Origin of the sequence: Rhodoferax ferrireducens T118 (assembly GCF_000013605.1) — a bacterium.
Lineage (GTDB): Bacteria > Pseudomonadota > Gammaproteobacteria > Burkholderiales > Burkholderiaceae_C > Rhodoferax > Rhodoferax ferrireducens.
Genome location: NC_007908.1, coordinates 3344569 through 3363895, shown reverse-complemented (window position 1 = coordinate 3363895; position 19327 = coordinate 3344569). Strand labels below are relative to the sequence as shown.

The following is a 19327-nucleotide window of genomic DNA, read 5'->3' as shown; positions in this document are numbered from 1 at the left end:
ACCCCCAATTTCTCGAACATCATTTTGATTCGCAGCCCTTCAAGAGGACACCTTCAAGTCGGTCACGGCTTGCCTCGCGCAATCTTTGTAGGCCAAGCTCGCGAGCCATAGCGATCAACGCTTCTTGCCCAGAGTGTCCCCGCCGCAGCACCAGCCGAGCCAGTGACAACAACTCCGCTTCGCAGATTTCTTCAACGCCTCGAGTGCTGTCATCGTCTGTTGGCCATCGGAAAGCTACCTCGCTGCAAGGTTCCACTTCACGAGGCCAGTAGAACGTGTCACCTGCCTCCTCTGTGGTCTTGAAGAGCCGCCGCGCGCTCTGCTCCACCCGTTCCTGAATCCGGCTTCCCGTCCGCTGGAAGCCATGTGCCCGGGCGATGCGCCGCGCCAGCACCGCATCCAGCACCGGTCCCTCACGTTGCACGACCCACTCCACCATCGGCTGCAACACCGCGTCGTATGTGGGTTCGTAGAACAGGTCGGTAGAGATGGCGCCGGGTGGCACCGCGTCGGTGGGCTGTGATGCCTGGAAGCGACGATCCCTTTGCGTGTCGGCGCCCCCAAGAACAGGCGTTGACGGCGTGGATGCCGACCGGGCGTAGACCGCTTCGGTTGGTGCATCCGCTGTCTCCTGGTGGGGTTCGACAGCTGCCGGGGGCAGGCCTGCTGCCGCACGCGTGATGGCTGCTTCGGCCTCGTTGATCGCATGGAGACTGGGTGTTGCTTCGTCGTCACTCGGCTCGGACAACGCTTCGTCGGGCGGTACCTCGGCTTCGTTGGCGCGCCGCTCCCGGTCCTTTTCGAGCAGTTCGGTCAGCGCGGCATGCACGCGCTCCAGCGTGCCTCCTGGGTTCACCCACCAGTCGGTGGACCAGATGCGCACGATCTCCCAGCCCAGGCCGCGCAGCACCTGCTCGCGCAGTTTGTCCCGGTCACGCGCGGTGGCGGATCGGTGGTAGGTGGCGCCGTCGCATTCCACTCCCGCCAGATACCTGCCTGCAAAGTCGGGGTGCACCACGCCCAGGTCTAGGCGGAACGACGATGCGCCGATCTGGGTGTGCACCTGCCAGCCTTTTCGGCCCAGCGCTGTGGCCACGCTGGCTTCGAAGGGGCTTTCGAAGTCGCCTTGGCTGCCGTGGTGTGCTTCGGCCAGTGCGCGCGGCCCGAATTCTGCAAACTCCAGGAAGTGCTTCAGGTCCCGAACGCCAGCCGCCTTGGTGCGCGACAGGTCCATTTGCTCGCCACGCAGACTGGAGAACACGCGCAGTTCGTGCCGGGCGCGGGTCACGGCCACATTCAGGCGCCGCTCGCCGCCGTCGCGGTTCAGCGGGCCGAAGTTCATCGACACGGCACCGGCCATGTCCGGCCCGTAGGTGATGGAGAAGTACATGATGTCGCGCTCGTCACCTTGCACGCTCTCCAGGTTTTTCACGAACACCGGTTCGAGCTCCATTTCGGAAAAATAGGGTTCCAGGCCAGGGTCTTTGCGGCGCGCCTCGTCGAGCAAGTCTTCAATCAGGCCCTGCTGCTCCGAGTTGAAGGTCACCACGCCGATGGTCAGGCCCGACTCCCGGAAGCCCGGGCGCTTGAGCCGGCTCACCAAGTCAACCACAAGGGCTTTGGCTTCCGGTTGGTTGATGCGGGCGCCGCCTTTTTCATAGCACCCCTTCCCCAGGTGGAAGCTGACGGCGCGGTCGTCGGTGACGGGCGACGGGAAGGTGACCAGACCACCCCCGTAATAGCGGTGGTTGCTGAAGGCGATCAGGCTTTCGTGGCGTGAGCGGTAGTGCCACGACAGGTTGCGCGTGGGCAGGCTGGCACCCAGGCACTCGTCGAGGATGCTTTCCAGGTCGCCTTCCACGACGTCGTCGTCACCGTCGGTGCTGTCGCTGCGGCCGAAGAAGTTGGTGGGTGGCAGTTGTTTGGGGTCGCCCACCATCACCACCTGCTTGCCGCGTGCCATGGCGCCGATGGCGTCCCACACCGGGATTTGCGAGGCCTCGTCAAACACCACCAGGTCAAAGTTGCTGGCCTCGGCCGAGAGGTACTGCGCGATCGACAGCGGACTCATCAGCAGACACGGGGTCAGCCGCAGCACGACCGAGGGGATCTCTTGCAGCAGTTGGCGCAGCGGCTTGTGCTGTTTCTTCTTGGTGATCTCGTGGCGCAGGATGCCCCACTCGCTGTTGCGCTGGATGCTGTCGGTTGCCGGCAGGTTGGCACACAGCTTGGCCCGGATCCACTCGCGGGAGACTTTGGTGAACTCGTCATCGAGGGCGCGGAACTCTTTGATGCGAAGTTCGTGCTCTGCTGAGACAAACCGCTTGAGCACCTCGTCCTCGTCCACCGCTTCGGCCAGCCACCAGCGGGCGTAGTTCACCTCAAATGCGGTGGGCACCTGCGCCGGGGTCAGGTCACCCGCCTCGATGGCGCTCACCAGCGCGGGAAGGCCTGCATCGCGTGCGTCGGTCTGTGCGTGGCGCCAGGCGCACCACGCGTGCAAGCCAAGGTGACCGCCCTCCAGCCGCACAGCCGCTTCGGCCAACTCGGCTGGCGCAAGGTCGGCGAATGCGCGGTGCACGTTCTCTGGCTGCGTGGCGGTCTGGCAAAACTGATCTGTCGCCGCGTTGATCTCTGCCAACTGCGCCAGCACCTGGTGACAGGCCTGGCCGATCAAGGCCGTGTCGCTCAGTTCTGCGCGGCGGGTGCCCAGCACCTGATGCAGGCTTTGCCGCGCCTCCACAATGGAAGAGGGCTCCAGCCCGAGGCCCGACAGGCCAGCCTTCAGAGACGCGTGGAACTTCAGCGCGCGCTCGATGCCTTCGCGGTCGGTATCCAGTGCATTCCAGACACCGGGGCATTCGGCGGCCAGGCCGCTCATGGACAGCAGCCGGGTTTCGACCGCGCCGCGCGTCTGCAAGAGCGCATGCTGTTGCTGCAAGGCGGGGCCGCATCGCCCTTCAGCCACATTCGGGTGCGGTGTTTGCAGCGAGCCCCGCTGTGGCAAGCCCAGGCGTTCGCGCTCAAACGCCAGCGCGGCCCGAAGTATCGCGCTGCCGGTGTCGTGACCTTGCCAAAGTCCTTGGCTGCTTTCCGAAAGCGGTGCGCACTCGGACAGGCGGTGATCCAGGTCCAACAAGGCTTTCAGGCGTTGCGCCTCGCGAGTCCAGCGTTCGCCGCAATAGCCCTCACTCGCGCCTTCCAGGCCCTCCAGCGAAAAGGGTTTGTGCATTCGCGCAGCGTGCAGCGCGGCGTTGGCCTTCAAGGCGCTGCTGGCGTGATCGGTTCGCGTCTTGACACCTACCCACAGCCCTTCGGCGGCAGCGCCGGGGTTCAGTTGCTGGACTTCTTCGCGCAGGCTCCTGATGCGCACGAGCGCGGACAGATCATCGGCAACACGTGGCTCGCCAGTGCCTTCGATGACCGCCTCCAGCACCCCACGCACTTTGCGCTTGCCCAACCAGGACATCGGCCAGAACGACTTGTCGGCTTTCGCCCAATCGCGCTGCAGCTGCGCCACGTTGAGCTGCCCCACACCAGCACCGTACTTGACGGAGAGGCTTGCGCGCAGTTGGCCCATCTCTTCGATCCACTGCACTCCGCGCTCGATCTCGTCGCTGACGGTGGGGGGCCATGGCGATCCGAGTTCCGTGTACAGGTTGCGGCGCTTGTCGAGCAAGTCGAGCGCCTGGGCCAGGCGAGTCTGCAGCTCGGTCGGCCACGGGGTGGACATCTTCGAAGAGAGCACGCGGTGTTGACCGAGTAGGTCGTTACCGGCCTTCAGCGCCGCGCACACGGTGTCGCTGTCCGGCAGAGCGCAGAAGCTCCAGTCCTGGGTCGATGCCTGCGGCAAGACCTTGGCGAGCACGCCGATGGAGGACCGGGTCTGCCTGTGCAGCGCAGGCCATTCCATGCCGATCATTTGACCCAGGTCTTGCGCTGCAGCCAGGAAGCCATGGCTGGTGGTCTGCAGCGTTTGAGCGGACCTGACCATCTCCTGCTGCCACTTGGCGGACCAATCGGTGACGTGCACCGGTACCAGGGCGCCAGTCAACAGCTGCTCAGGACCGACCGCCGCAGCGTTGGCTTGCAACCGGCCCGCGAGATTGCGTAGCGCGGTCAGGGCAACTTCATCGTGCGCCCGGGGAGTGGCCCAGCTGAATCGCAGGTCGGGCAACGCATCGCCACCGACGACGCACCCGATGGCTTTGTAGATCGTCCAACCGTTGCCATGGCGTTGGTGAAGGCGCTCAACATAGGTCGACAGTTGTTCGCGCACCTGCCCCAGTTTCCGGGCCTTGGCTTCCCAGGTGGCAGCGTCCACTTCACCCTTGGATTCCCAGGACTTTTGGAGCTGGCTCAACACGTCGAGCTTGCGGCTCTTGTTCGAATGCAGTTCGAGGCAGAACTCCCCGAGGCCCACTTCACGCAGACGGCGGAAGACCACATCTAGCGCAGCGATCTTTTCGGCAACAAAAAGTACGCGCTTGCCTTCAGCCAGGCACTGTGCAATCAGGTTGGCAATGGTCTGACTCTTGCCGGTACCCGGTGGTCCGATCAACACGAAGTCTTTGCCATTGGCCGCGGCCATGACGGCAGAAAGCTGGGATGAGTCAGCGGGGAGAGGGCAGAAGACCTGTTGTGGCGCGTAGTCGGTGTCCAATCTGCGCGCGTCGGGGAAGGGCGTTGTCGACGGATAGGGCTCGCGCGGCGTGTCGATCAGGTGCGCCACCACCGGCGACTTGCGCAAATCGTCGGTGCGATCAGCCAAGTCCTTCCACATCAGGTACTTGGCAAAGGAGAACATCGACAACACGACGTCTTCGCTGACTTCCCAACCCCGGATGTCTTTGATGACGCTGCGCACGCGCTTCCAGATGCCAGCGATGTCCAGGCCGGACTCATCACGCGGGAGGTCACCAGCGGGAATACCCAGCTCCAGCTGGAAGTCTTGCCGCAGCATCTCGACCAGCGTTGGATTGAACAGCGCTTCGTCTTCATGCGCCTGCAGCGTGAACCCCGAGCGAGCGCTTTTGCGGTTCAGCGTGATGGGCAGCAGGATCAAAGGCGCTTTGACACGGTGTTCCGGCTTGTCGGATCGGCTCCAGACCAGGAAGCCCAATGCGACGAAGAGTGTGTTGGCCCCGCCTTCCTGCATCGCGTTGCGGGCGCCTCGGTACAGCTCGACCAGGCGGCTTTCCAGTTCCTGTTGCTCCAGCCGGATGAACACCTCGCGGCGTTGGAGCGCATCGGCCGCGTGCGTCTTGCGCAGGTCTTCAAGGCTTCGGGCTTCGTGCAGTTGCTGGCTTCGAGGGTCCTGGCCCTGCATCAGTTCTGGACTGGGCAGAAGTTTGATCGTGTGCCCTTCCGCCAGGGTGTCTTCGAGCGATGGAGCAGCCACGTCCAGCAGCAAGGCTTTCTTTCCCTGCTTGAAATTCAGCAGCGCGTTTCGCAGAGAGAGATCAAGCAGTTTGCGTTGCCACCGCGCCAGTCGGTCCTTGGGGTCAAGCTCGGCGGTGGGCGTGTCGATCACAACCTCGTCGGGCAGATCAGGTGCTTCTTCGATCGTGATCGTTGTCTCAGGCTCCAATGTGTGAGGAACCACGTCCGCAACAGCCTGGGCCTGGGCGAGCGGTTTGATGCGCGACATGCGGGCGCGCTTCACGTCAATAACCAGCTCGAACTTGTCCTCTTCCTCTTCCGCAAGTTGGCGGTTGGCGTTGTCAATAGCTTGGCTGAAATTGACCGGTTGTCCTTGAGTTGCAAGGGTGGTTTCGAAAACGACCAACTCCTGCAGTTTGAGGCGCTTGCGCAGCGCTGTGATGTCGTCCACGACGGCTGTTGAGAACTCCTCGTTGCGTAACCAGAAACCAACAAAGGAATGACCCTTGGTGAAGACAAGCAGGGGGTTCAGGTTCGCTTGTTCAAGGCACGCGGCAAACAGCAGCGTGGAGTCGAAACAGGTGGCAATGCCGGAGTCCATAATTTGACTGGGGCTGCGGACCTTTTGCCCGGTGTGCTCGAAGCTGGCGGGCGGCAGCGAGTAGTTGAGCTTGCGCTGGAGCACCGCAGCCCAAATCGCCGATGTCAGTTCCCAGGCCCGCTTGGGGCCATGGGTGTAGCCGTCAATCGATCCCGACTTGTCGGCCGCCTGCAAAGACAAGGCCGCCCCCTTCAGCAGGCGATCCACGGCCGGGTCATTGGGCTGTACGAAGGCCGCAACCATTTCGGGCAGTCTGCCGATTCCTCCCCATTGATTGCGAGCCAGCAGTTCGACATTCGATTCGTGCGCGGCCAACACAAGGTCTGGTTGCATGGCACTTCTGAGTTCGAACCGGAGTACCGCCGGTTCGGCTTCGGTCAAACGCGAGAACAATGCACCGTCTAGCCGGACATCCAGATCAGGCAGGTGATAGCTTTCCCCAGGGCCGACGGCATCGAGATTCCACGTTCGTGGTTTCACGAACGCGGGCTCCGAAGTCAGATGGATCGTCAACTCGGTAAGCTGGGATGCCGTGTCGTTGACCACGGCCAGCTCAAGCAACGCGGGTACCGCGTTCTGAAAGGCTGCGAGGTTCAGCTTTTTTGCGGCGCTTATCTGCAATCGAACTATTGGCGGCGGCACCTCGGAAACAGCAGAATTTTCAGGCGTACCAGCCTCTGTCGATTGACTTGACTCCCTTGTCATGCACGTTCTCCTTTTTGGCCCCATTGTGACGCGCGAAGAACGTTACAACAAATTTCGGTGATGTTCTGGAAATACTTGGGCGCATTCTCATGAGCAGGAGTTCTGATTATTGAATGAGCCCAGATGGTGTATGGCGCCGAAATTGCACTTCAGCCGGGGGTTCAAGCTCGAGGTGACTTCATGCAGTCTTTGTCTGCAAAGATCCGAACACCTCAATGTTCCTGTGTGCGGCCAATGTCGGCAGTTGGTCGGGATGCACCCTTCAGTTCAGGGTCCAAAGCAGCCGGTGACGATTCCAGCTTGAATTTCGGCAGCGCAGCGTGCCGTCTGCATCCGGAGTCTCCCCGCGAAAATTGCGACCGCATGCCGGCCCGATATGTGCGATCGCTGGCATGGTTGGCGCTGGCCTGCCACCGTCAGTCGTGCCAACTGCCATGATGGCCACGTCGACGGACTATATGGTCAACCTCACTGGAGGACGAAATTGCAAACATTAGATGAAAAATTACGTCGAGTCCCATGGAAGGGAACGCTATACATCTTCGCAGCGATCTGACTGCTTACTGGCTTGAACCTCATGACCGCCCTCTTATCTCCTGAAACGTTGGCCCAAAAATTGTGTCTCTCAACTCAAACGATTTATAACCGCATGGCAACGGGCGCTGACCTGCCTATCTATCTGAAACTGGGAAGATTGCCTCGCTGGCGAGAAGCCGATGTCGACCATTGGATTGCAGCAAAAGTTCAGGTCCTTCCTGCCCAGGCTTCTGTGCTGGTTCGTCGACGAGGGCGGCCAACCAAGTCTGAACAAATCGCTGCTAGGTGCCATTAAGCGGTGTGGGCCTTGGACCTTTGGGTTGCTCCCAAAATTGTGCCCACGCCAGTTGCGGCTGCGTTGCAGCCGCGCCGGCGTGGGGGGCCAACTAAAGCCGAGCAAGTGGATTCTCGGCGTCAGTTGGCTAGGCCGGTAACCTTACGACCTTGTGCTCGATTTCATGCAGCAGGTTGACAGCCTCGCTGGCCAGCTGGTTGTAATAGCGCAGACTCATTTGGAACGAACGCCATCCCATCAATTTGCATAACGCAGTAGCGGGTACGTGTGGCGCCAGTCGCGATGCGGCTTCATGCCGCAGGTCATGAAAATGCAAATCGACGATATTTGCGCGTTCGCAAGCACGGCGGAATGCAGCGCTGAGTCCGTTCGAATCGTGAAACTCGAACAAACGACCTCCATCCTTGGGGCGTGGTATGGCGCGCAGTAGCTCGACAGCTGCTTTGAAAAGCGGCACGACCCGCGCGTCGCCGTTCTTGGTCATGCTCAAACTTATCGTGTGCTGTTCCAGGTCGATTTGGCTCCATTCGAGATGCGTCAACTCGCCGTTGCGCATGCCGGTCAGAATGCCAAGCTTAATCGCCAACGTCAGGTTCAGTGCATACGATTGCTCGGCAGCAGCCAGTAGCCTGGTTTCTTCATCGCCGACGAGTCGACGTGAGCGCGCATCGCCGGGTTTGGGTAACAAGCCTTTAACAATCCAACTACGCTCAATGGGGAGCGACCATTCGGAGATTGCAACGGTGCAGAGGTGGCCAATGAGCGCCAGCTCCAATCGAACTGTGTTTCGACCGACAACATCCAGGCGCTCGTCCCGGTATTCAGCGAAATCGGCGGTGCGCAAGCTCGCCAGGGAACGCATGGCGAGTGGGTGCTTCTGCCAAGCCCGGATTCTGTGGATTTCCTGTTGAGGGGAACGTTTATGGATTGTTTTTTCTTTTTGGTAGCGTCCAAGCGCCTCCCCGAGCGTTGTCCGCTCGCATTCGGCTCGGTCCGCAAAGATGCCTCGATGCATTTCCGATTCGATGACTGACACCCATTTCTTGGCGTCATTACGTGTCTCAAAAGTTTTTGTTCGGCTGGGGTAGCCTTTTTGCCGTACGATGGCTTGGAATTGGTAAGGACCGCGCTCAGTGATAGTCGCCATTGAATCTCCATAAAAGGAGGTATAGGCAAATTCACAGGTCTACTTCGCGCCATTTGCAGCAAAATTGCAGCAAATAATCAAAACGCTCGGTTTTGGACGAAAAAAAAGACTCGCAATTTCTTGTAAGTCATTGATTTATATGGATTTTATTGGTGGGAACTGAGAGATTCGAACTCTCGACCTACGGATTAAGAGTCCGCTGCTCTACCAACTGAGCTAAGTTCCCACGTTATTAAAACGTTGCTGTGACCGAGGAAAATGGGTTAACACCCGCTGCACTTTGCGTTGCCGGCGCAAGACTTTCCTGACCACGTCCTTCCTCTTGGACAGGCCGAGATCATAGCAGGTCTTTGACGCCGTTAATGCCATTGCGGCTGGCCAATTCAACGAACAAAGCGGATTGATCCAGGTCGCCCAGACCGTGCTCGATGCCATCGCGGTAAAGCTTTTCAAACATTTCGGTTACGGGGGCGTCGAAGCCGATTTCTTTCGCCGTGGCCAGGGCGTTGCGCAAATCGTTATGTTGTATCGACATGCGACCATAGGGCGCGAAATCGCGCTCCACCATGCGTTGGCCGTGAACCTGCAGGATGCGGCTGTCGGCAAAGCCGCCCGAAATAGCCTCTTTGACCTTGGCCATTTTGGCGCCCCCTTTTTCGCACAGCAGCAGCGCCTCTGCCACCGCGCCGATGGTGATGCCCACAATCATCTGGTTGGCTAATTTGGCCAACTGGCCGGCGCCATGGGGTCCCACATGGGTGGCGCGGCCAAAGACCTGAAAAATGGCCTCGGCACGGCTAAAGGCGGCTGGCTTGCCGCCGACCATGATGGCCAAAGTGCCTTGTTCCGCCCCCAGAGTGCCGCCTGACATCGGGGCATCGAGATGGCTGATGCCCAAGGCGCTCAGACGAGCGGCGTGGTCGCGCGCTTCGCTGGGTTGAATCGATGAAAAGTCGATGACCAGCGCTTCGGCCTTGAGCGCCTGGGCCACTTGTCCGACAAAGAGCACTTCATTCACCGCGGGTCCGTTTTCCAGCAGGCAGATGACGATGTCTGCCGTGCGCACGGCATCAGTGGCTTCGGCGTGAATGGTCGCGCCGAATGGTGCCAGTTGGTCGGCCTTCAGGCGCGTGCGGTTCCAGGCGTGGACCGTGTGGCCGGCTTCGCAAAGACGCCGACCCAACAGGTAGCCCATTTGGCCGATACCCAGTACTGCAATCTTCATTGCTCCCCCCTCAAGAAAAATAGCCAGTCGTCGCAAGATGCGATGAAGAGGGTGTACACCCATCTTGCTGTCGAACAACTGACGGTTGCGTCAGCCTATGTAGGGGTGGGGACAGGATCGCTCGGCCGCAAGATGGCCGCCCTGGCTTACATCAGCAGGTGTTCACCCGCGTTGTCGCCGCCCAGTGTCACGTAGTTGACCTTGCGGATGTCCATCAGGCGTTTGCCGCCTGAATAACTGATGGAGCTTTGCACGTCCTGCTCCATCTCAATCAACGTATCGGCGAGCTTGCCTTTGACGGGTTCCAGAATGCGCTTGCCTTCGACGTGTTTGTATTCACCCTTGTTGAAGTCGCTGGCGGAGCCGTAATATTCTTTGTACAGCTTGCCGTCCACTTCGACCGACTTGCCCGGGCTCTCTTCGTGGCCTGCCAACATCGAGCCAATCATCACCATGGTGGCACCAAAGCGGATCGATTTGGCAATGTCGCCGTGCTCGTGGATGCCGCCGTCGGCGATGATCGGTTTGGTCGCCACGCGGGCGCACCACTTCACAGCGCTCAGTTGCCAGCCACCGGTGCCAAAGCCGGTCTTGAGTTTGGTGATGCAGACCTTGCCCGGCCCGATGCCGACCTTGGTGGCGTCGGCGCCCCAGTTTTCCAGGTCGATCACGGCCTCCGGCGTGGCCACGTTGCCGGCGATGATGAAGACGGTGGGCATTTTCTCTTTGAGGTAGCCAATCATGTTTTTCACGCTGTCGGCATGGCCATGGGCGATGTCGATGGTGATGTAGTCGGGCACCAGGCCCAGTGCCAGCAACTGGTCCACGGTGTCGTAGTCCGGCTTTTTGACGCCCAATGAGATCGATGCATACAAGCCGCGCGCTTTCATGTTCTTGACGAACTGCACGTTGTCCAGATCAAAGCGGTGCATCACGTAAAAATAGCTGTTTTGCGCCAGCCAGACGCAAATTGATTCGTCGACCACCGTCTTCATATTGGCGGGAACCACCGGGATGCGAAAGCGTTGCCGACCCAGCTCGACGCTGGCATCGCATTCAGAGCGGCTCTCCACGCGGCATTTGCGCGGCAGCAGCAGGATGTTGTCGTAGTCAAAAATTTCCATGGTCCCAAGCTCCTGTGTCCAACTGGTTGAAAGCATCCCCAACGCATCAAGGATGGGCGCTTGGACTGGACCCGGGTTTTGTTCGTGTGCACTGGACAAGCAGCGCAGAAACAAAAAACCGGGCCGCAATTGCTTGGGCCCGGTGCTTGATTCTACGGCAGTCGCGCGGCAAGGTTATTGGGGCTCGGCGGCCGGGCAGATGGACTCGGCGGCGATGCTCACCCGGCCGGTGGCATCCTGCACCCAGCCGACCACCCGCAAGCGCTCGGATTTTGCCCCCTCGGGGATGTTCAGGGACCTGATGTCCTTGAAACTCAATCGCTCTGAATTTGATAGTGCATCACGCATGTTCCATGTGGGCTGGAACACGTTTCTGACCAGATTTCGGGGCACGGGCGAACCCTCGACGCCTGCTGGCAGAGTTTCCACCAGCACCAGCCAGGCTTGCATCGGGGTTGGTGGCTGCTGGGTCGGCGGCAAGGTCAGCTCAATGGAGGCGCCCACATAGCCGCCCAGCGCAGGCCCATGGGCCACCCGCAAGGCCGCGCCAGGCCATCCGTGCACCTTGGTTTCTTCGCTGCGCAGGGTGTCCGGGCGATCACGGTTGAGCGCGTTCAGGCGCATCAGCGCGTCGCGGCTGGCGGCGCCCGCCAGTGCGGCCTCGTCGCCTTGGCGGCCGGGCACGATCCAGTCCAGCGTCAGGGCGCCGCGCGGCGCCAGCGGGGTGGACGCGTCACTCCAGCACGACTCGCAATCAGCGTTGATAAAGCGCTCGAACAGCACCCTGGGTGCGGCTTGATCGTCACTGCTGCACACCGGCTGGCTGCGCGTCTGGGAGCTGGCCATCAGGAGTGCTGCCAGAACCCAGGTCCAGGCGGGGTGGATGGGGTTGTGTGTGGTCATTGGTCCGCTTTCTACAATCGGGCTATGTTCTCTGCAATTACACAACAAAGCCCCCCGGACGATCTTCTGCTGCAGCACCTTAACCCCGAGCAGCGTGCGGCTGTGACGCTGCCGGCCGAGCATGCCCTGATTCTGGCCGGGGCCGGCTCCGGCAAGACCCGGGTGCTGACCACCCGCATTGCCTGGCTGCTGCAAACCGGGCAGGTGACGCCCGGCGGCGTGCTGGCCGTGACTTTCACCAACAAGGCCGCCAAGGAGATGATGACGCGCCTCTCCAGCATGTTGCCGGTCAACGTGCGTGGCATGTGGATTGGCACCTTTCATGGTCTGTGCAATCGCTTCTTGCGGGCGCATTTCAAGTTGGCCAATCTGCCGCAGAGCTTTCAGATACTGGACACGCAGGATCAGCTGTCAAGCATCAAGCGCCTGTACAAGCAGTTTGGCATTGATGACGAGCGCTTTCCGCCCAAGCAGATGCAATGGTTCATTGGCGGCTGCAAGGAAGATGGGCTGCGCCCGAACATGGTGGAAGTGCGCGACGAGGAAACCCGTAAAAAGGTTGAGATCTACCAGCTGTATGAAGACCAGTGCCAGCGCGAAGGCGTGGTTGATTTTGGCGAACTGATGCTGCGCAGCTATGAGGTGCTGCGCGACAACGACCCGATTCGCGAGCACTACCAGCGGCGCTTTCGCCACATCCTGATCGACGAGTTTCAGGACACCAACAAGCTGCAATATGCGTGGATCAAGATGCTGGCAGGCACCGGCGCGCACAGCACGGCCGACGATGCCAGCTTCAACCCGACCGGCTGTGTGCTGGCGGTGGGTGACGATGACCAGAGCATCTACGCCTTTCGCGGTGCAAGGGTGGGCAATATGGCTGACTTTGTGCGCGAGTTCAAGGTCAAACACCAGATCAAGCTGGAGGAGAACTTCCGCAGCGGCAGCAATATCCTGGACTCCGCCAACGAGCTCATCAGCTACAACACCAAACGGCTGGGCAAGAACCTGCGCACCGCCCAAGGCCCCGGCGAGCCGGTGCGGGTGTTTGAAGCCACCAGTGACTTTGCCGAAGCGCAGTGGATGGTGGAGGAGATGCGGCAACTGGTGCGCGAGGGCATGGAGCGCAAGGAAGTTGCCGTGCTGTACCGCAGCAATGCGCAAAGCCGGGTCATCGAGACCGCCTTGTTCAACGCCGGCATACCGTACAAGGTGTATGGGGGCTTGCGCTTTTTTGAGCGCGCTGAAATCAAGAATGCGCTGGCTTACCTGCGCTTGCTGGAGAACCCGCGTGATGACACCAGTTTCCTGCGCGCCGTGAATTTCCCGCCGCGCGGCATTGGTCTGCGCAGTCTGGAGCAGCTGCAGGACGTGGCGCGCGCCAGCGGCTGTTCGCTCAGCGACGCGGTCAGCGGCCTGGGCGGCAAGGCAGGCGCCAACATTGGCGCCTTCTTGGCCGGCATCGACGTCTTGCGCGAGCAGACATCCGGCATGAAATTGAGTGAGATTGTCGAGCGGGTGTTGGAGCACAGCGGACTGATTCAGCATTACAAAGCCGACCGCGAAGGCGCGGACCGGGTGGAGAATCTGGAAGAGCTGGTCAACGCGGCCGAGAGCTTTGTCTCGCTGGAAAACTTTGGCCGTGATGCCGCGGCCTTGCCGGTCGATGAACAGGGCCACGCCTTGACCCAATCGCCAGCGTCGCAGGGGTTGGACCTCAGTCAGCCAGTGCTTGACGAGCCGGTGCCGGATCTTGAGACCGGCGAAACCCAGTCGCCGCTGGCGGCGTTTTTGTCCCATGCGGCGCTGGAGGCGGGCGACAACCAGGCCCAGGCGGGGCAGGACGCCATCCAGCTCATGACGGTGCATTCCAGCAAAGGCCTGGAGTTTGACTGTGTCTTCATCACCGGCATCGAAGAAGGCCTGTTCCCGCACGAAAACTCGATGAGCGACCGCGACGGTCTGGAGGAAGAGCGGCGCCTGATGTACGTCGCGATTACCCGCGCGCGCAAGCGGCTGTACCTGAGCCATTCACAAACCCGCATGCTGCATGGGCAGACGCGCTACAACCCGAAGAGCCGGTTTTTTGACGAGTTGCCGGAAGCGGCACTGAAGTGGATCACGCCGAAGCATCAGGGCTTTCGCGCTGATGGTGCTACGTATTCAGGAGCTAATAGCCAAGGATACACGGGGGCTAGAGGCCAATTTGATATAAATTACTCTAAATTCGCGGCAGCCCCGGCGCCGATTCAAAAAGCAGCTCCGGCGCATGGTTTGCGCGCCGGCATGAAGGTTTTTCACGCCAAATTTGGCGAAGGCACGGTACAAACCCTGGAAGGCACCGGTGACGACGCCCGGGCCCAAATCAACTTCCCGCGCCATGGCGTGAAATGGCTGGCGCTGAGTGTGGCCAAGCTCACGCCAGTGCCTTAGCCGTCAACGCCCAAGGCCGGGCGGTTCAGACTTCGAGGTTGTCAATCAGCCGCGTGTTGCCAATCCGGGCAGCGCCCAGCAGCACCAGGCCGTCGTTTTGCACCAGTGCCGCCACTTCGTCCGCTGCGGGCACTTGCAAATCAGCGCGGCGCCGGGCGGCCAGGTAGTCCGGTTGCCAGCCACGTGCGGTCAAATCGACCATGGCTTGTTGTTCCAGCGCGGCAATGTCCACGGTGCCAGCGCGCAACGCTTTTGCCATTTGCTGGAGCGACTGGGACAGGTGCACGGCTTCTGCGCGCTCCAAGGGGGTCAGGTAGTTGTTGCGCGATGACAGGGCCAAGCCGTCCGCAGCGCGCAAGGTGGCTACGCCCAGCACCGCAATGGGCAAGGCAAACTGGCGCACCATGCCCCGGATCACCATGAGTTGCTGGTAGTCTTTTTGACCAAACACCGCCACGCGGGGCTGCACGCAGGCAAACAACTTCATCACCACGGTGCTCACGCCGACAAAAAAGCCGGGTCGGAAGTGGCCTTCCAGAATGTCGGCCAATTCAGCCGGTGGTTGCACCCGATAGGTTTGTGGCTCGGGGTACAGCTCTTGCTCACCAGGTGCAAACAGCACATCGCAGCCAGCGGCTTGCAGCGCCTGGCAGTCGGCCTCCCAGGTGCGCGGGTAGGTGTCAAAGTCTTCGTGCGGCAAAAACTGCAGGCGGTTGACAAAGATACTGGCGACCAGCACATCGCCCAGCGGCTTGGCCTGACGCAGCAGCGACAAATGTCCCTCGTGCAGATTGCCCATGGTGGGCACAAAGGCGGGGTGCTTGTAGGCGCTCAGGTGCTGGCGCAGTTCTGCAATGGTTCTGACGATTTTCATAGCAAAAAAATTTACCAGGCGTGTTGCGTGTTGTCGGGGAAGCTGCCGTTCTTCACGGCCGCCACATACGCTTGCATGGCTTCTTTCACACCCGGTGCGCCGGTCATGAAGTTGCGCACGAACTTGGGCATCTTGCCCAGGTTGATGCCCAGCATGTCATGCAGCACCAGCACCTGGCCGGCGGTGTCTTTGCCGGCGCCGATGCCGATGGTCGCGCAGTGGGTGAGTTCCCGGGTGAGCTCGGCGGCCAGCGCAGCGGGCACCATTTCCAGCACCAGCAGGGCGGCGCCGGCATCTTGCAGTTCATGGGCCTGGCGTTTCATGAGGGCGGCAGACTCCTGCGTCTTGCCCTGCACCCGGTAGCCGCCCAGCGCATGCACGGTTTGCGGTGTCAGGCCCAGATGAGCGCACACCGGGATGCCGCGTTCCACCAAAAACCGCACGGTATCGGCGGTCCAGCCCCCGCCCTCCAGCTTGACCATGTGCGAGCCGGCCTGCATCAGGGCGGCAGCGCTGCGCAGGGCTTGCTCGCGCGATTCGTGGTAGCTGCCGTAGGGCAGGTCGCCAATCAGCCAGGCCGTGGCTTGCGCGCGGCGCAGGCCACGCGCCACGCTTTCGATGTGATAACACATGGCTTGCAGGGTGACGCCCATGGTGCTGGAGAGGCCCTGGCACACCATGCCGAGTGAGTCGCCCACCAGGATGCACTCCACGCCGGCCGCGTCGGCCACTGCGGCAAAAGTGGCGTCGTAGGCGGTGAGCATGGTGAGTTTCTCGCCCCGCGCGTGCATTTCCAGCAGGCGCGGCAGGCTGATGGGCTTGCGTGCCGATGCCGCGGCGGTTGGCGGCAGCGTGCCGTACGGTGTGGCGTTGGTGGACTCAGCACTCGCGCTCATGAGGGTCTTCCTTCTTGCGGGTGCGCCGCCGCCTGCACCGGAATGTGCGAGCGTTGATGCTGCACGCGGTTGTTGGCATCGACAAACACCAGCTGGGGCTTGAATCCGTCCAGCTGGGCCTCGGGCACCTGGGCAAAGGCGGCAATGATGATCAGGTCACCCACGGCGGCGCGGCGCGCCGCAGAGCCGTTGACCGAGATGATGCCGGTGCCGCGCTCGCCGCGGATGGCGTAGGTCACAAAGCGTTCGCCGTTGTTGATGTTCCAGATATGAATCTGTTCGTTCTCAAGCAGATTGGCGGCGTCGAGCAGATCCTCGTCGATGGCGCACGAACCCTCGTAGTGCAGTTCGCAGTCGGTCACCGTGGCGCGGTGAATCTTGGATTTGAGCAGGGTGCGCAGCATGATGGGTCTCTCCGTTGGCAGGGGGGCAGGGCGCCTCAAGGCACCAGCGTGGTTGGTTGGGCGACTGCGTCGGTTTGCGGGTAATCGCGACTGAAATGCAAGCCGCGGCTCTCATGGCGGGACTGGGCCGAACGCACGATCAGGTCCGCCACCTGCACCAGGTTGCGCAACTCCAGCAGGTCGCGGGTGACATGAAAGGCGGCGTAAAACTCATGAATTTCACCCTGTAGCAGGGCGATGCGGTGGGCGGCGCGCTCCAGCCGTTTGTTGGTGCGCACAATACCGACGTAGTCCCACATGAAGCGGCGCAACTCGTCCCAGTTGTGTGAAATCACCACCGCCTCGTCCGCATCGCTCACACGGCTGTCGTCCCAGGCGGGCAGTTCCCGTGGCTTGGCCACCGGGGTCTGATCGATGACCTGCGTGGCGGCGCGCGCAAACACCATGCACTCCACCAGTGAGTTGCTGGCCAGCCGGTTGGCGCCATGCAGGCCACTGCAGGCGGTTTCGCCGATGGCATACAGACCGCCCAGGTCGGCGCGTCCGTCCAGGTCGGCCAACACGCCACCACAGGTGTAGTGGGCGGCGGGAACCACGGGAATGGGCTGCTTGGAAATATCAATTCCCAGTTCCAGACAGCGTGCGTAGATGTTGGGGAAATGTTCTTTCAGGAAGGCCAGTGGCTGGTGTGAAATGTCGAGATAGACGCAATCGAACCCGCCCTTTTTCATTTCGAAGTCAATGGCACGCGCCACGATATCGCGCGGTGCCAGCTCAGCGCGTGCATCGTGCTGAGGCATGAAGCGCGTGCCATCGGGCAGCAGCAGGCGCCCGCCCTCGCCCCGCACCGCCTCACTGATCAGGAACGACTTGGCGTGCGGGTGGTAAAGACAGGTCGGGTGGAATTGAATGAATTCCATGTTCTGCACCCGGCAGCCCGCGCGCCAGGCCGCCGCAATGCCGTCGCCGGTGGCGGTGTCGGGATTGGTTGTGTACAGATAAACCTTGCCAGCGCCGCCGGTGGCCAAAATGGTGTGCTGCGCCTCGAAGGTAATCACCTCATCCGTGACATCGTCGAGTGCATAGAGCCCCAGGCACTGATTGGCACCGGCCTGGCGGTTGCCCAGCGGGTCCAGCTTGGCGCTGGTGATCAAGTCCACCAGGGTGTGGTTCTCGAACAGGGTGATGTTGGGGGTCCGGCGCACGCGCTCAATCAAGGTGTCCTGGACGGCGGCGCCGGTAGCGTCGGTCACATGTGCAATGCGCCGCGCGCTGTGGCCACCTTCACGGGTGAGGTGCAGGCGGCCGTTTTCTTCAGAAAAAGGCACACCCATGGTCTGTAGCCAGGCAATCGCCTGGGGCGCTTGCTCCACCACAAAACGGGTCGCAGCCACGTCGCACAGACCGGCGCCGGCCACCAGGGTGTCGTCCACGTGGGCTTGAAAGCTGTCGTTTTTGTCCCAAACGGCAGCAATGCCACCTTGGGCCAAGCCGCTGGAGCCCTCTTTCATGGCGCGTTTGGTGATCACGGCCACGCGCCGGGTCGGCGCCAGCAGCAGGGCAGCGTTCAGTCCAGCCAGGCCGCTGCCGACAATCAGCACGTCAAAATGAAGGGTGGAAGGGGTGTTCACATTTTTGGCATTCATGCGGGGCTTCAGTTAAGTGAATAGGCCAGACGGACGTAAATGGGGGCAAAAACTTCAGCCTGGGTGATTTCGATCAGGGTTTCCTTGGCCAGTTCAAGCATGGCGATGAAGGTCACGACCAGCACGGGCGCGCCGCTCGCCGGGTCGAACAAGTCTTCAAATTCGACAAAACGTCGCCCCTGCAGTTTTTTGAGCACCAGGCTCATATGTTCGCGCACCGACAACTCTTCGCGCGTGATTTTATGGTGCTGCACCAGTTTGGCACGCTTCAAAATCGCACCCCAGGCTTCCTGCAAATCGACCACGCTGACATCCGGAAAACGTGGCTGCAGCGATTGTTCAATAAACACCTGCGCCTGCAGGAAGTCGCGGCCAAACTGGGGCATGGCGTTGAGCCGTGCCGCGGCCAGCTTCATGCGCTCGTATTCGAGCAGGCGGCGCACCAGTTCGGCGCGCGGGTCTTCGGCCTCCTGTCCCTCGGCCATTTTCTTGGGCGGCAGCAGCATGCGCGACTTGATCTCGATCAGCATCGCAGCCATCAACAGGTATTCGCCGGCGAGTTCCAGATTGCGGCCGCGAATTTCTTCCACATAGACCAGGTATTGGCGCGTCATGCCCGCCATGGGAATGTCAAGAATATTGAAGTTTTGTTTGCGGATCAGGTACAGCAGCAGGTCCAGCGGCCCCTCAAAGGCCTCCAGAAAAACTTCCAGCGCATCCGGGGGAATGTACAAATCCCGCGGCATGGCAAACAGCGGCTCACCATACAAGCGGGCGACCGCGACGTGGTCCACCACATCCGGCATGCCGGATGAATCGGGCTTGAATTGGGCGAGCAGCTCGGCGCTGTCAACCATGCCAGGCAGTCATTCTGCTATTTAATATATAGCTATAAGCACCCTGTTTCAGGGGGCTGGAGGCCAATTTGACTCTTAATCAGTCAGGGTCTGGTAGACGTAAGGTTTTTGCTTGACCTGGGCGGCCCGGTACTCGCGCCAGGCGCTCCAGTCGACAGCCTTGTCCCACAATAGTTTCAGCCCCTGGCGCTGCTTTACCGCCAGCTCAGGGTTCTTGGCTTTGAGCTGATCGATGAACTGCGTTGCTTCAGACTGGTAATAGGGGCGGTGAAAAATATTCATGAACTTAAACCTTTCG

General features: G+C 61.0%; 13 protein-coding genes and 1 tRNA gene. 2 read left to right on the top strand and 12 right to left on the bottom strand.

The window, feature by feature from the left end:
• Window positions 1-19 precede the first annotated feature (19 nt).
• Window positions 20-6688 carry a DUF3320 domain-containing protein gene (locus RFER_RS15375; RefSeq protein WP_011465317.1) on the bottom strand — a complete coding sequence of 2223 codons (6669 nt, stop codon included), beginning with the start codon at window positions 6686-6688 and terminating at the stop codon, window positions 20-22.
• A gap of 577 nt (window positions 6689-7265) precedes the next feature.
• Here RFER_RS15375 and RFER_RS23550 point away from each other — a divergent pair.
• Window positions 7266-7520: a helix-turn-helix transcriptional regulator gene (locus tag RFER_RS23550; protein ID WP_084795522.1), complete on the top strand. Its 255-nt coding sequence runs from the start codon at window positions 7266-7268 to the stop codon at window positions 7518-7520.
• Between the two features lie 127 nt (window positions 7521-7647).
• Here the strand turns inward: RFER_RS23550 and RFER_RS15365 are convergent, their stop codons facing one another.
• The 5 genes from RFER_RS15365 to RFER_RS15345 form a co-directional block, all read right to left on the bottom strand.
• Window positions 7648-8667, bottom strand: coding sequence for a site-specific integrase (locus RFER_RS15365; protein ID WP_011465316.1), 1020 nt, complete (start codon window positions 8665-8667; stop codon window positions 7648-7650).
• 150 nt (window positions 8668-8817) lie between these two features.
• Window positions 8818-8893 (bottom strand) — tRNA-Lys (locus RFER_RS15360).
• A 111-nt stretch (window positions 8894-9004) separates the two neighbouring features.
• The gene (locus RFER_RS15355; RefSeq protein WP_011465315.1) at window positions 9005-9892 is read right to left on the bottom strand and encodes an NAD(P)-dependent oxidoreductase; all 888 of its coding nucleotides are present in this window, start codon (window positions 9890-9892) and stop codon (window positions 9005-9007) included.
• 146 nt (window positions 9893-10038) lie between these two features.
• The gene (locus RFER_RS15350; protein ID WP_011465314.1) at window positions 10039-11016 is read right to left on the bottom strand and encodes a GMP reductase; all 978 of its coding nucleotides are present in this window, start codon (window positions 11014-11016) and stop codon (window positions 10039-10041) included.
• Window positions 11017-11190: 174 nt separating this feature from the next.
• Window positions 11191-11919: a hypothetical protein gene (locus RFER_RS15345; RefSeq protein WP_084795520.1), complete on the bottom strand. Its 729-nt coding sequence runs from the start codon at window positions 11917-11919 to the stop codon at window positions 11191-11193.
• Between the two features lie 24 nt (window positions 11920-11943).
• On the opposite strand from RFER_RS15345, the gene RFER_RS15340 reads away from it, so the two are divergent.
• The gene (locus tag RFER_RS15340; RefSeq protein WP_041790830.1) at window positions 11944-14352 is read left to right on the top strand and encodes a UvrD-helicase domain-containing protein; all 2409 of its coding nucleotides are present in this window, start codon (window positions 11944-11946) and stop codon (window positions 14350-14352) included.
• A 25-nt stretch (window positions 14353-14377) separates the two neighbouring features.
• Here RFER_RS15340 and panC read toward each other — a convergent pair whose 3' ends face one another.
• The 6 genes from panC to RFER_RS15310 all read right to left on the bottom strand — a co-directional run bounded on the left by panC (window position 14378) and on the right by RFER_RS15310 (window position 19311).
• The gene (gene panC, locus RFER_RS15335; protein WP_011465311.1) at window positions 14378-15226 is read right to left on the bottom strand and encodes a pantoate--beta-alanine ligase; all 849 of its coding nucleotides are present in this window, start codon (window positions 15224-15226) and stop codon (window positions 14378-14380) included.
• A gap of 11 nt (window positions 15227-15237) precedes the next feature.
• A complete protein-coding gene (gene panB / locus RFER_RS15330) occupies window positions 15238-16122 on the bottom strand; it encodes a 3-methyl-2-oxobutanoate hydroxymethyltransferase (RefSeq protein WP_011465310.1) in 885 nt (294 codons plus the stop codon).
• Complete coding sequence (gene panD, locus RFER_RS15325) at window positions 16119-16526, bottom strand: aspartate 1-decarboxylase (protein ID WP_011465309.1); 408 nt, start codon at window positions 16524-16526, stop codon at window positions 16119-16121. Before panD ends, panB begins: the two co-directional genes overlap by 4 nt.
• Window positions 16527-16561: 35 nt before the next feature.
• On the bottom strand, window positions 16562-18172 hold the full coding sequence (gene nadB, locus RFER_RS15320) for an L-aspartate oxidase (RefSeq protein ID WP_011465308.1): 1611 nt from the start codon (window positions 18170-18172) through the stop codon (window positions 16562-16564).
• Between the two features lie 8 nt (window positions 18173-18180).
• On the bottom strand, window positions 18181-19029 hold the full coding sequence (locus RFER_RS15315; protein WP_011465307.1) for a segregation and condensation protein A: 849 nt from the start codon (window positions 19027-19029) through the stop codon (window positions 18181-18183).
• 75 nt (window positions 19030-19104) lie between these two features.
• Entirely contained in the window at window positions 19105-19311 is a 207-nt protein-coding gene (locus RFER_RS15310) for a DUF3460 family protein (RefSeq protein WP_011465306.1), read from the bottom strand.
• Window positions 19312-19327 lie beyond the last annotated feature (16 nt).